The following is a 13,629-nucleotide window of genomic DNA, read 5'->3' on the forward strand; positions in this document are numbered from 1 at the left end:
TGCACGAAAGTAAGCAATAGTAATCTCAGAGCAAGTAATAATGGCCAATCACCTCCTTATCGTTGAGTCTCCTGCTAAGTCGAAGACAATCGGCAAGTTTTTGGGCAAGGACTTTACCGTCCTGCCCAGCTATGGACACATCCGTGATCTTAAGAAAAAGGGTATGGGTGTGGATGTGGAGCAGAATTATGATCCGCAGTACGAGATCTCCGATGATAAGAAAAGCGTAGTCTCAACCCTCCGCTCCGCGGCGAAGAAGGCAGACCACATCTGGCTCGCATCCGATGAGGACCGCGAGGGAGAGGCCATCGCTTGGCACCTCGCAGAGGTGCTGGGACTGAGTGAGAAGGAGAAGAATAGGATTGTCTTCCACGAGATTACTGAGTCTGCCATACAGAATGCTCTCAAGAACCCTCGAGCCATCGACCTCAAAATGGTTGATGCTCAGCAGGCGCGCCGCGTCCTCGATCGCTTAGTCGGCTTTGAGCTCTCGCCGATCCTCTGGAGGAAGGTCCGCCCCAGCCTCTCAGCCGGTCGAGTTCAGTCTGTGGCTGTGCGCATTATCGTGGAGCGAGAAAAGGAGATCCAGGACTTCGAGCCGGAGAGTTCTTTCCTCGTACGAGGCCTCTTCGTCACTCCCGATGGCGAGACATTCAGCGCTGACCTCACCGACCGCCCCGGATCTGCCTCCGATGCTAGAAAAGTCTTGGAGGATCTCATAGGGTCCACCTACACCATCAGCCAAGTGAGCGTCACTCCCGCTAAGCGGCAGCCGGCACCGCCCTTCACCACCTCTACACTCCAGCAGGAGGCGTCGAGACGCTTAGGCTATCCCGTCGGGCTCACGATGAGCCTGGCGCAGAAGCTCTACGAGGCAGGGCACATCACCTATATGCGTACCGACTCCGTGCATCTCTCCACTTTTGCCATCGGGGCATCTGCCTCTGTCATTGAGAAGGAGTATGGCAAGGAGTACGTCCGGACGCGCAACTATGCGACTCACACCAAGGGCGCTCAGGAGGCGCACGAGGCCATTCGGCCGGTCCATCCGGAGGCACCCTCAGCTGGAGCTACAGCCCAGGAGCGACGGCTCTACGATATGATCCGTAAGCGCACCCTTGCCACCCAGATGGCTGATGCCGAGCTGGAGCGCACCACTATGACTATTGACGCCTCCGGAGGACACTCCTTCCAGGCCAAGGGTGAGGTGATCACCTTCGATGGATTTCTCAAGGTCTACCTCGAGGGACGCGATGACGAAGATGATCCCGAGGAGAGTCAGGATACGTCTGCCCTACTGCCGCGGATGAAGGTCGGTGATAAGGTCTCAGCAGAGGATATCGAGGCTAGAGAGCGCTTTACTATGCAGCCTGCCCGTTACACTGAGGCTTCACTTGTCAAGAAGCTTGAGGAGCTCGGCATTGGTCGACCCTCCACCTACGCCCCTACCATCCAGACGATCCAGAAACGAGGCTATGTCGATAAGCGCACCCTCGAGGGTGTCGATCGGAGCTACCAAGTGCTTAAGCTAAGGGAAGGCAAGATCACTAAGTCCACCGGCAAGGAGCGTATAGGGGCCTCTAAGGGTAAGCTCTGCCCCACCGACACAGGGTTAGTGGTTACCGAGTACCTTGTGGAGCACTTCCCCAAGGTTATGGACTACCACTTCACAGCAGAGGTGGAGGAGGAGTTTGATGCCATTGCCGATGGGGAGAAGGAGTGGACTGAAGTGATTGACCACTTCTACCGCTTCTTCCACAGCAATGTCGAGGAGGTAATGAGTGAGAAGGAGGACCACAAGGTGGGCGAGCGTTACCTCGGTGACGACAGCGAGACAGGTCTCCCTATTTACTCCAAGATCGGTCGCTATGGACCAATGGTGCAGCTGGGTAAGTCGGATAAGGATGGCGAGAAACCACGCTTTGCCTCACTCCCCAAGGATCTCTCGATCGCTACCATTACCCTCGAGCAAGCTATGAAGTTGCTTAGGCTGCCCCGCGAGATTGGGGAGCACAAGGGTGAGGTGGTGACCGTGGACGTTGGTCGCTTTGGTCCTTACGTGCGCGTCGGTAAGTCTTTCTTTGTCAGCATACCCCGTGAGATCAGTCCCTACGAAATAGAGATGGATCAGGCCACTCCTCTGATCCTCGAGAAGGAGGAGCGTGAGCGTAATAAGTACATCGCCGAGTATGGTGAAGGGACCGATAAGCTCGAGATCCTCAATGGTCGCTATGGTCCCTATATCAAGTACAAGAGGAAGAACTACAAGATCCCTAAGACTACTGATGCGAAGACTCTCACCGAGGAGCAAGCACGTGCTATCGTTGCTGAGATAGACAAGAATGGTGGACCATCTAAGCGTCGCACCTCCTCGTCTACCAAGTCACGCAAGACCTCGACTGTCAAGAAGAAGTCGACCACCTCTAAGGCCAAGAAATAAACGTAGAGACATAATTATGAACGAAGAATACTATCTGCTCCTCGACACCTCCACTGAGGTCTGCTCTGTAGCCCTTGGCAGTCGGGATGAGATCGTGGACTACGAGGAGTCCAGCGGAACCAATAAGCACGCCGAGCAACTTGCTGCGATGGCAAGTCGTATGCTCAACCGATTCGATTACCGTCGGGACCTCCGCGGTGTCGGGGTCGCAGGTGGTCCCGGTAGCTACACCGGACTTCGCATAGGCGCCTCTTACGCTAAGGGTCTCTGCTGGTCTCTCGGCATACCACTCGTCTCCGTGATGACGACAGAGCTCCTTGCAATGACGCTCTTCGATATGGAGGATGAGCTTGACTACCCTAATGCACTCCTGATGCCGATGATTGACGCTCGCAGGATGGAGGTCTACACCGCTATCTATACCGGCAGCTATGGAGCTGACTACTCCGGTGTCGTTGTCCCTCAGACCGACATTGCTGCTGTGGTCCTCACTGATGAGAATAGTCAGCTCAGGATTAGAGAGATCGTCGGTGACAAGCTACTCTATTACTTTGGCAATGGGGCGGAGAAGGCAAAGGGGCTCTTTGATGAGCTTTTACCCGGCTCCCATCTCATCTATGACCTGCACCCTCGTGCCGATGCTATGCTCAGTCGTGTCATTGAGAGCATAGCGCATGGAGCGACTGAGGATGTCGCCTACTGGGAGCCCTACTATCTCAAGGAGTACGAGGCAAAGAAAAGTATCAATAAGGTACTCTCCCGTCTCATGCACGATGCCTAATCCGCAAAGCCGTATTCGGCTAAAATAGAATCTTAAGAGCTTCGGGCTTGATTGCGTATCTAAATGCGTGACTGAGCCCGAAGTTTTTCACCCCCCGACTAATCACGTACCTGATCTGGAGACGTCAAATGGGGCATATGGTTTGAAATGATCGGGCTAAGGAGGTATCATTGCACCCGCCTGCACATAATGGAATGTGGATCTTGGTGCATCCGTATGGGGAATTGTCGCTGAGGTCAACGGGATAAAGCCAAACTCTAATTAAGAAATAAATAATGGGAACGCTTAAAGACTTGGGAGAGAGTGGTATTATTCAGATGCTAAGAGCACTGACTCGGGAGCATATGCCCGGCTTAGCGCTTGGCATAGGGGATGACTGTGCGATGTTTAGCTTCTACGATGATGCTTACTACTATCTTGTCTCGACGGATATGCTTGTGGAGCGAGTCCATTTCAAGGTGGGGCAAATGACCCCATACCAGCTTGGTCTGCGGTCTCTTGCTGTCAATCTTAGCGACATTGCTGCTATGGGTGGCACACCTATAGCGAGCTTTCTCTCCTTGGCGTTGCCTCCGCACCTGGACGAGAGCTGGATCAAGAGCTTCAGTGATGGATATGCTTACCTGACCAACCTCCACCACACTGCCCTGCTGGGTGGCGACACGGTGCGGAGTAATGGAGATATAGTGGTTAGTGTCACGATCCTCGGCAAGGTACTTAAGGGGGATGAGAAGATTCGAAGTACCGCTCAGTCAGGTGATCTCATCGTGGTATCCGACACGCTTGGTGACTCTTGCGCAGGACGCTTGATCGCTGATGAGCGGAATAGGAGGGTTGAGGTCCATGGCACCGAAGAGCAGACCCACCTCCTCCAGCGGTACTACGAGCCCTCTCCTCGACTAGCTCTAGGTCAGGCACTCTCTAAGATCCCCGGTGTGCACGCTATGATGGATATCTCCGATGGACTTGTCTCCGACCTTCCCAAGATTCTGTCTCAGTCGCATGTTGATGCCACAATACAGCTAGATAAGCTACCCATCTCTGACGAGTTGGAGACAGAGTGCTCCAAGCGTACCAAGTGGAGCAGCGAGACTATGGCTGTGACCGGAGGCGAGGACTACGAGTTGCTCTTTACCATATCCGAGAGTGATCTTGACCAGTTGCCCGAGCCGGACCGAAAGAGTGGCATCCCGCCTCTTACCGTCATAGGCAGAGTCAGCTCTATGCAGGGTGGTGAGCCTGTGATCCACTGGGAGAGGAAAAAAAGGCATGTGACGAGGGACTTCCGCCCCTACAATCACTTCCGATAAGAGACACCCTTACCCATTGAGAAAAAGAAGAGTGTGTTCCTTACCCGGGTGGGTGGGGAACACACTCTTTTTTCTCTCAAAAGGGAGGACTTACAGTTGCTTGTCGATCAGACTGCGAAGCTCATCAAAGGAGCTTGCCCTCGCTACGATATCCCCTTGAGCATTGATCAGGAAAAGGGCAGGGAGGGAGCCTATGTTGTACAGCCCGATGAGTGAGGAGTATACCCCATCGGCGTCTCTCACATTGTGCCATGGCTGCTGAGCTACTCTGTTTTTCCACACATAGCTGTCCCCGTCAAAGCTGACCTGGTAGATCCTGAGACCACGTCCGGTGTAGGTCTGATAGAGGCTACTGATCTGACTCTGATAAGCTACGCTCCAGTCTGTGTCCATAGTGGTGAAGCTCAGCAGTGTCATATGATCCTTAGCTACTTCCGAGAGACGGACCTCCTTGCCATCGATGTTAGGAAGCGCAATGTCAAAGTAGCCGATTCGGTGAACCTCTGGACTCGACAGGGAGTCTACCTTAGCGATCTCCCGGGCGGCCTTCTCCTGCTGACGCACGACAGCTATTGAGCGAAGTGCAAGGTTGTAGAGATGGTCTCTCCGCTCACTCTCAGGATAGAAAGTGTCGTAAACATTAGCCACAGCGGCAAAGATGCGTGAGTCTTTCTTGTCGTAGATATTGAAAATAAGGTTGCCATCGATCTGCTGAAAGAGAGCAAAGTAGGCAACAGGGGACTTCGGATCCTCAAAGATCACCTCCTGGGCCACATCCTTGTAGCTCTGAAGAATGCTGTCCCTATGGCTGGCAAAGTCTACATAGGAGATCTTGCCGGCATCGTACTTCTGGACAAGCTGCGACATGGCAACATTAGCATCCAGCTGTGCGAGCCAGACGTGCTTGATCTTCTCCGCAGGGATCGAGCCCTCCACGGTGTACCCTGTGGCAAAGCTCTGTGCATCGCTATTGATGGTTATCGTCTCAATGGAGTCGACGCTGAAGGGGATCACTTGCTTCTCCAGCCGGAGTCGGTAAAACTCTGGGTACTCAGGCGCCGCACCACCCATCTTGTACTTCCCTCGCTCATCGAGTACGACAGAGTCGATCGGCTCGATGGCGGTCAGTCCCTGGTGCTCTAGGAAGAGTGTCTTGCCGACTGCACCGGTGATTGTCCCTTGGATCCTAAACTTGTTGCCCTCTCCGCTGCAGGAGGGGAGCATCACCAATAGACCCATGAAGAGGGTCGCTATGTGAGAGGTAAATAAGGTCTTATGACTCATTATACTAGGTGTTAGATGGCTGGAAATAGTGTCTTTAAAGTAAGTTGCTCACTACCGGCATCAACGTGGATGACAAGTACCCCCATACCCTCCAGCATCTGCCGGTCGAGGATGGTGGATCGGGAGGTGATGGTCTTGGTGTAGACCTTTTGTCCCTGTAGTGTGTATATTGAGAGGTCAGCTCCGCCCTCTGCACGATCGGCAAGCTGCACCAATACCTGCTCCCTACTTATGGGCGTGAGGGTAAAGAGGGGCTGGCTGGTCGCTGATCGGTCGGACTCGGGATCACCTATCAGCGGATCCATCCAGAGAGCGATGGTGCCGCTCTTGAGTGTCCTCTGGCTCCATTTGTTTCCCGACCGGGTCATCATCTGTCCGCCGGCTCCTCTGTATTGCTGGTGAAGTATGGAGACACCCTTGGGAAGAGACCGGGTGGGTATCGCCAGTATCAGCTCGCCCCTGTCGGACAGCTCAAGGGGTTGATCAAAGGGGATAAAGACCTCTCGGTACTTGATTCGGTCGTTCTCAGAGACAAGCGTACCGTGGATGATCTTGCTGAGATCTACCGGCAGAGTGAGTGCCGGTGTGTCATCCCCGGTGTATACCTCGAGGATCATCGTCTCCTTGTCGCTCAGCTCATTAGGCTTCACCTGAGACATATCCAGCATCACATAGGCTCCGTAGAGTAGGGTGTGAGGCTTCAGGATGTAGTGCTCACCGACCGCATCCGCACTGCCGAGGATCTCCACAGCGCTGAGCTGAGTACCCGGCCCGGAGAGAGAGTCTCCTGTCAGGGCGGAGGAGACATGGGTGATACGCTTTGCTCGGCTTCGGGGTGACCCATAGGGGTCTCGACCATCACACGTGAGGACACCGGCACCCCCGGGAGAGAGTGCACGTACAATGCTCTGTGTCGCTTCGCGATTCTGTGCCCAGACATTGGCAAGGGAGAAAAAGTAGTCCGCTGCCTTAGTTGAGCAAAAGGAACTACCGGCAGAGAGACCACCCATTACCCTCTTCTCCCTATCTATAAGAGGTGATCCCGATGAGCCGGCAGCCGTAGTCCCTACGTCCCAAGCGGTCACTTCGTAGTGCATATGGTCACCGAAGTAGTGCATGTCCGTCTTGCATGTGACATTGACCTTGACGTCCTTATTGTAGTAGTTCACCCTCTTCGTCATAGCAAGTGGGTGATGGATATTGATGTAACTCCCTTGCGGATGACTCTCTGCCGTCCAGCCGAGGTAATAGGGGCGGTAGCTCTCCGGGGGGATGTTATTGAGTCGGATCAGGCAGGCATCGGTCGGCTTGTCAAATCCCACAACTACGGCACCGCTTACCGACTGAGACATATCCGGCATCACCTCACCGCTACAGGAGGGGGACTCGTAATTAAAGATCGCCACAGTCCGCTCAGCCTGATGCTCTATGTCCATATGATTGAAGTTGACGGACAACACGTGAGCCGCTGTCAGGAGGTAGGGCGTGTTGTCTCCTTGAGTATTGCTGACCATAGTGCCACTGCCGATACCCACGCCGTTGATGACCACGACCACAACAGCACGCTTCATCTCATCAAGCCCCGGCATACAGACCACCTCGGGTGTACAGGAGAGTGACCTGCTGCCCCGACCAAAGTTAGAGCCAAAGATTGCCCGTGTGGAGAACGGTCTTACGCCATAATTGACCTCACTCAGGTGAAGTATCGGTTGCGTACCCGCCGGAGCCTGTAGCTCAATGACTACGTCATCCGACTCGATCGGCTGTGTCGCCAGAGTACCTGAGGGATTTACATTCTCAGCTCCAAAGCCCCCGAGGATCTTGCTTCCGTCACCGGTGTAGACGAAGAGCAGAGCTCCCTCCGGGAGGCTCACACGGTCAAAGAAAAAGCTCAGACTGAGTGCTCCGGGTGAGCTGATCCTGTACTGCCACACCTGTCGCCCGTCCCTCAGACCGGTGTGCTGACCCAATGTGAGAAGGTCAATGTCCGTCTCCTCCTTGTGTGCGAAGAGATAGACCCGGAGAGCCTCCTTATCTGCTGCCTCCATAGCATGCAGAGCAGAGTCTCTGTCAAAAGTCCCAAGTCGGGACACCGGAAGGTGCAGCACGCTTCTTGTCGTCTCCCCTCCACCAATGCCGACCGGGCGGCTACCCGGTGTGGCAATCTGAGCCGAGCAAAGAGCCGAGACGAGGAGGGCTACTCCGACTAATATATAGGTACGTAGTCTCATATCGCTACAAAATTACCTATTTTTTAATCTTAATCCGATCTGTTGGATGTTCATCGGTCAATTCTTTTACCGGTATTAGTGCGCTCTAATATCGGTAAAAGAATTCTCTAATATCGGTATTAGTCCGATCGCTCAGGGCTGTGGTCTGTCGGGCTGGATATGAAGGGTTTCGCTCTTCCCCTCTCCATAAGTGAGGATGAGTGTGAAGGGGACATTGCTGTGGACTGTGACCCTCGGTCTCTCCCCGGGTGCGCTTCGGCGAGCGCAGTGGAGGTCGATGGATCCCTCGGGACCGAAGGGGTATCGATCGATCCCGTGCGCCTCGAGCTGGCGGATGTCCCAGGTGATAGTCTCCTCCGGGTAGTCAGCCTCAATGCCGATGAGGTACTCAATCAGTAGAGCGATCGGTGCCAATCCACCCCAGCCGACAAAGTGATCCCGTGCCATAAATCCCGGCTCTATCTCCTCGGGTGCGTAGTACTCGTAGAAGGTACCTGTCCGCCTATAGACCTCAAGGACAGACTCATAGTGTCGCTTCGCAATCTTGTACGCAAGGTCTTTATAGCCTTGTCGCGAGAGACCCTTGATGACCATATAATTGGTCCCCGGCCAGACGCCTCCCTGCCAGTATCGACCATTGGGTCGGTACTTGGGATGATCGGCGGAGAGAGAGGGAATGGGGTGAGGACGGGCAAATTCGCACTCCTCGGTGAGGTGTGCGACGAGGCGATCCATACGAGGTCTGTCCAGCACGTCAGTCATCAGTGCCCAGAAGGCTCCGATCCCTTTTGCATCGCAGAGTGTGCCATCTCGATATTGGTCGTAGAGAAATCCGCTCTTCTCGTCCCAGAGCTGAGTATTGACATAGTCCTTAAGAACCAGAGCCTCAGTCTCATAGTCCTCGATCTCCTGCCACCGCTCGATGTAGAAGCCCATCTCAAGGAGCTGGTAGGCGGTCATGATCTGCTGGAGATTGGTGTCGAGCCAGATCATATGTCCGTGAGAGTAGATTGGGTTGTATCCCTCCGGCACACGTGGCATATTGTCCATCCCAGTTCCCCAGCCACTGCTCCAGTATGTCCCGTTGCGCCAGGTGCGATTGAGCCGCAGCCAGTCGTAGTAGCCACAGAGCACCGGGAAGACGCGGTGAAGTCGCCCAAGGTCTCCGTACTGATGGTAGTAGACCATCTCACACCATGGGAGAAGGTTGGGGCCGGTGGAGGTGGGGTCGTACCGCTCAAAGCAGTCGGCACCATCCGCTTTGATCTCCCTACAGATGAAGCCATCGGGGTGTTGCTTGGCGTAGAAATTGTCGAGCGTCCTCTGGAAGGGGAAGAATCGGGCACCATAGCGGGCAAACATCAGGATGAAGCAGTCGTCCCACATAAAGAGATTACCATTGTATGCTGTATCAATGTAAGTGGCGACAAATCCCGACCCTGCATCGGGCTGACGGATATTATTGACCGCGATCTTCCAGGCGTCCCAGTACATACGGATCTCAACGTCGTGTCCCTCCCAGTGTGGCAGAGGCAGGATTTCTCTTGCTTCGTCAAATGAACCGGGGCGAGTGATCTCCGGCTTCATCGTCCGGAAGACATTGTCTGTGACGAAGACATTCTTGACATAAGTATTCTTGTAGGGCAACTTGTAGATGGAGTCGTTGCCTGAGCTGATCTGCGATGAGGCGATGAGGGAGGAGACCACAAGGGTCAGTAGGAGGAGTGGTAATCTATTTCTCATAAGCATTATGGGTGTGGGGTATCAGTGAGTTGATTGGTCGGACTATCTGCAGTGGTGCAGTGATGTATGCGACGGTACTCCTGAGGAGAGACCCCGAGGACTGAGCGGAATTGTCGGGAGAGGTTCTTCGGGCTGACAAAGCCCATCTCATCGCTCAGCTCAGTGATCGGCCGGTCTCCTGTGAGCAAGAGGTGGGCCAGCTTATCCACCCGGTATTTCATAATGTATTTCTGGATCGTCTGTCGGGTAGCGCGCTTAAATCGCACCTCCAAGTGTCGTCTCGAGAGAGGCACCTGAGCCACGACATCCATGACCGACAGCGGTTGGGTGGCATGGTCGTGGATGAAGCGGATGGCAGTGGCTACCTCGTGGTCATTGATGGAGAGGATGTTACTGGAGGTCCGCTCAGTGATGCGGATGGGGCGCACGACCACATCCTCAAGGCGATCACTTCGCCCTGATAGGTAATGGTCGATCTGAGTGGCCGCTTCGTACCCTCCCTGTACAATGTCGAGTGCTATGCTGGAGAGGGGCGGATCAGCCAGACCACAGATGGTCTGGTCGTCGTCCACACCAAGGATGGCCACGTCTTGAGGAATGCTGATACTCGAGACGCTGCAGAGCTCGGATACACGGATCCCCTCATTGTCATCGCAAGCGAAGATCGCTGTCTCGGGTGGAAGACCCTCGAGGAATCGGATCAGATCCTCCTGGCGGAAGTCCCACACTTCATCGATAGAGGTCTCTCTGTAGTCGGTGAGCTGACTGCTCAGTCCCACCCTCTCTAAGTAGGACTTAAATCCGTAGTATCTCTCCTGAGACCAGAAGACATCCCGGTAGCCAATGAAAGCAAAGGAGGTGAACCCCTTCTGCACAAAGTACTCTGCTGCCATCTCACCGGTCCCTCGGTAGTCTCCCGTGACCGCTGAGAGTGAGGGGATAGGGACCTTGTAGTCCTGCGCCATGGCGAGGATACCCGCCTCTCTGAAACACTCGACCCGATCACCGGGATCAAAGCGCCCGATGATTGCATCAGCGCCCCAGGCTTTGGCCCACTGGAGGACACCATCTAGACCATGCTGGCTCTTGTAGCTGGGGGGCATACGGCATACGGCCCAGCGGTCGTGCTCCTGTGCATAGGCTTGGATGCCAGCGAAGAGCTTGTAGGAGTAAGACTCTGTAAAGTCTGTCAGGAGGATCAGTCGTATCATATCACTTGTCAGATGGCTCAAGGTAGAACATACTCTCAGGGATGGGCTGCCGCAGTAGACTCTTTCCTGTCAGTCCTACCTCGAGTGTCTGTCCCATATAGTCCTCGAAGTAGTCAATCCTCAGCCGGTGCAGACCTGCCTCCAGAGCGACTACTCCCTCACGTAGGCGAGCGCTGTGACCTCCGTCATTATCTACCACCTTAGCTCCATCAATGTAGAGCACAGAGCCATCATCTGAGTAGGTATAGAAGCGGTAGAGCCCACGCTCGGGTATGCGGATGAGGGACTCGAAGATGTAGCCAAAGTGGTCCTCACGATCTGCTCCCTCAATAGAGGGGTAGGGCAGGGCTCCCTCCTTGACAAGTGTGGCGGTGGGGATCTGATCAGTCTGCTTGATCGTCCCGGTATAGTAGCGGTACCTCACCCCGTGTGTCGCTGAATCGAGAGATAGTGCCGGCAGATAGTGGGCTGACTCCTCCTCGTTGGAGTCAAAGCCGGAGGGGTAGTAGAAGGTCGCTTCTCGGCCGCCGTCCGGGGTGACTATCCAGCTGTCAAAGCGCTGCTCGCCCTCGTGCAGGACGATCAGGCGTCCACCTCTCGGGAGGTCTCCATAGGCGTCCAGACCACTCACCCGGCCATATCCGAGAGTGATCCCGTCTCGGATCGACAGTGCATCATTGGCATGGTCGTGTCCACAGAAGACACCCATTACGCCACCTAAGTCCAGTAGTGTGCTGAAGAGTCCGCTATTGAGCGTGGAGGAGGAGATGCCTTCGCTGATATGCCCTTTTCCTTGATCTTTTAGCATCTCAAACTCCGGTATGGGTATGTGGAAGAAGATCATCGATGGAATGCTTACCCTGCCGCTCTCGTCAAGGGTTTGGGTATGAGTTTTCCTAAGCCAGTCGATCTGGTCGAAGTGGATGTGGTCGTAGTGGCTGACGAACTGGTTCCTGTAGTACTGTCCCGAGTCCAAGAGGTAGAGCAGGGCGGCGATCTCTCCACCGGTGGAGCTCTCTATGCGGATCTCTTGATTGCCCTTCCCCTCAATGCCCTCCGGTCCCCTGAGACTGACGCAATAGGGCGTCCCCTCGAGGAGATCATAGATGGAGTCCTTGGATAGTACCTCTGCGTCGTGGTTACCAAGGAGAACGCCGTAGGGCTGCCTCTCCTCCTCAAAGAATCGAGCGAGAGACCTCCAGCCCTCTACCGCAGGTCGCTCCGTGACTACATCACCGGTCAGCAGGACAAGGTCCGGTTGCTCTGAGCGGATCACCTCCCGAAGGATCTCGTAGGTGCGTGGTGTATTGGCGGAAGTGGGGTCGATGTGAAGATCAGTAAACTGAGCGATCCGAAACGTGCTGTCGGCTCTAAAGCGTAGCACCCCACGCTGATCTTGTGCCGAGAGGGTGCTTAGGCTCAGGAGGAGTAGGACGATGGGTATAAGTAGTCGCTTCATGGCTTGATGGTCTCTTGGGTGCATCGCTCGGAGAGTCCGAGTAGGTGCATAACTTTATGGTAAATCTCGGTATTGTGGTATATGCCGGTGAAGTGGTCTGCTGACGGACCATAGAGGTATATCGGTACCAGCACGCCACTATGCCCCCCGGTGGAGAAGTTTCCCTCTACTTCGCCCCTCTCCTCGTCTCCCCCGAGGATGGTGAGTCCTCCGGTCTCGTGGTCTGCCGTGACGATGACGAGCGTCTCGCCATCGCCCTCCGCCCACTTCATGACTGTCCCTATGGCTCGGTCAAAGTCTGCCGTCTCCTGCATCAGTAGGTCGAGATCGTTGGTATGTCCGTAGTCGTCCAGCTGGGATCCCTCAATCATCAGGAAGAAACCCTCTGGCGTCTGCTTCGCTAAGTGATCAAGGGCAAGTCGTGAGGCCTCAGAGAGTAGTTCGCCTCGCTCCAGTGGTACAGGTACGTCCTTCTCAGCATAGACACAGAGTTCGCGTCCGGACGGACTCTTCTCACCTGCGGAGAAGTCCTTGAGGCTTCGGGTGACGCGATACCCTTTCTTCTCCATCTCGCGGAAGATATTGCGCCCATCAGGTCTGTCGGTAAAGACCTTTGCGCCTCCGCCCATGATGAGGTCACAATTGCTACCGGGGAATTGCCCGATGATCTCATAGGGTGCCTCTCGCTCAGCGCTGTGGGCGAGGAAGGCAGCCGGGGTGGCATCGTAGAGACGGCAGGTGCTGATCACTCCGGTACCGAGACCGGCACTGTGGGCGTGATCAATGATGGTGGCGTAGGGGCTATCGAGACTATCCACAGCGAGGGTGTGGTAGCGAGCCTTGTGCCCTGTACTCATCGCAGTGGCGGCTGCGGCGGAGTCGGTCACGAGCTTGTCGAGTGCTGTGGTGATGACCAGTCCGGTGGCCTGAGCGTTTGAGAGATTGATGTGTCCCTTATTGACAGTACGGAGGGCAGCAATGTGGGCTAGGCTCATACCATCGCCGATCATCAGGACGACGTTACGTACCTTCGTCCCTCCCACTGGGCGAACAGTTACGGTCTCGTAGGTGGAGGGTAGAGTGACAGTCTGACGGCTCGGCTCCTGTGCCGAAGCAGAGAGACCTAAGAGCAGAAGGCTTATGAGGAGGTGTTTGGCTGTAGCTTTCATG

General features: G+C 54.9%; 10 protein-coding genes. 4 read left to right on the top strand and 6 right to left on the bottom strand.

All coding sequences use genetic code 11. The annotated features are described in order from the left end of the window. The first annotated feature begins 40 nt into the window (after positions 1 to 40). The 3 genes from topA to thiL all read left to right on the top strand — a co-directional run bounded on the left by topA (position 41) and on the right by thiL (position 4,531). Entirely contained in the window at positions 41 to 2,440 is a 2,400-nt protein-coding gene (gene topA / locus AC1EKE_RS01310) for a type I DNA topoisomerase (RefSeq protein WP_480307695.1), read from the top strand. A 16-nt stretch (positions 2,441 to 2,456) separates the two neighbouring features. Then, positions 2,457 to 3,221 (top strand): tRNA (adenosine(37)-N6)-threonylcarbamoyltransferase complex dimerization subunit type 1 TsaB, encoded by a 765-nt coding sequence (tsaB, locus tag AC1EKE_RS01315; RefSeq protein ID WP_480307697.1) that lies wholly within the window; start codon positions 2,457 to 2,459, stop codon positions 3,219 to 3,221. Positions 3,222 to 3,496: 275 nt separating this feature from the next. Beyond that, the gene (gene thiL / locus AC1EKE_RS01320; RefSeq protein ID WP_296158969.1) at positions 3,497 to 4,531 is read left to right on the top strand and encodes a thiamine-phosphate kinase; all 1,035 of its coding nucleotides are present in this window, start codon (positions 3,497 to 3,499) and stop codon (positions 4,529 to 4,531) included. 90 nt (positions 4,532 to 4,621) lie between these two features. Here thiL and AC1EKE_RS01325 read toward each other — a convergent pair whose 3' ends face one another. Next, positions 4,622 to 5,815 (bottom strand): redoxin domain-containing protein, encoded by a 1,194-nt coding sequence (locus AC1EKE_RS01325; protein WP_480307699.1) that lies wholly within the window; start codon positions 5,813 to 5,815, stop codon positions 4,622 to 4,624. 11 nt (positions 5,816 to 5,826) lie between these two features. Further along, positions 5,827 to 7,863 (bottom strand): trypsin-like serine peptidase, encoded by a 2,037-nt coding sequence (locus AC1EKE_RS01330; protein WP_480307700.1) that lies wholly within the window; start codon positions 7,861 to 7,863, stop codon positions 5,827 to 5,829. Between the two features lie 3 nt (positions 7,864 to 7,866). On the opposite strand from AC1EKE_RS01330, the gene AC1EKE_RS01335 reads away from it, so the two are divergent. After that, the gene (locus AC1EKE_RS01335) at positions 7,867 to 8,025 is read left to right on the top strand and encodes a hypothetical protein (protein ID WP_480307702.1); all 159 of its coding nucleotides are present in this window, start codon (positions 7,867 to 7,869) and stop codon (positions 8,023 to 8,025) included. A gap of 153 nt (positions 8,026 to 8,178) precedes the next feature. Here the strand turns inward: AC1EKE_RS01335 and AC1EKE_RS01340 are convergent, their stop codons facing one another. From AC1EKE_RS01340 to AC1EKE_RS01355, 4 genes are read right to left on the bottom strand one after another with little or no spacing between them, the layout of a single operon-like run. Continuing rightward, positions 8,179 to 9,795, bottom strand: a complete 1,617-nt coding sequence (locus AC1EKE_RS01340) for an MGH1-like glycoside hydrolase domain-containing protein (protein ID WP_480307704.1) — start codon at positions 9,793 to 9,795, stop codon at positions 8,179 to 8,181. After that, a complete protein-coding gene (locus tag AC1EKE_RS01345; protein ID WP_480307705.1) occupies positions 9,795 to 11,000 on the bottom strand; it encodes a XylR family transcriptional regulator in 1,206 nt (401 codons plus the stop codon). Before AC1EKE_RS01345 ends, AC1EKE_RS01340 begins: the two co-directional genes overlap by 1 nt. Position 11,001: 1 nt before the next feature. Beyond that, complete coding sequence (locus AC1EKE_RS01350; RefSeq protein WP_480307707.1) at positions 11,002 to 12,459, bottom strand: PA14 domain-containing metallophosphoesterase; 1,458 nt, start codon at positions 12,457 to 12,459, stop codon at positions 11,002 to 11,004. Beyond that, positions 12,456 to 13,628 carry an alkaline phosphatase gene (locus AC1EKE_RS01355; RefSeq protein ID WP_297126680.1) on the bottom strand — a complete coding sequence of 391 codons (1,173 nt, stop codon included), beginning with the start codon at positions 13,626 to 13,628 and terminating at the stop codon, positions 12,456 to 12,458. The genes AC1EKE_RS01350 and AC1EKE_RS01355 overlap by 4 nt, the downstream gene beginning before the upstream one ends. Position 13,629 lies beyond the last annotated feature (1 nt).

The sequence above is a fragment of the Porphyromonas sp. C0041D3 genome (genome assembly GCF_056590575.1).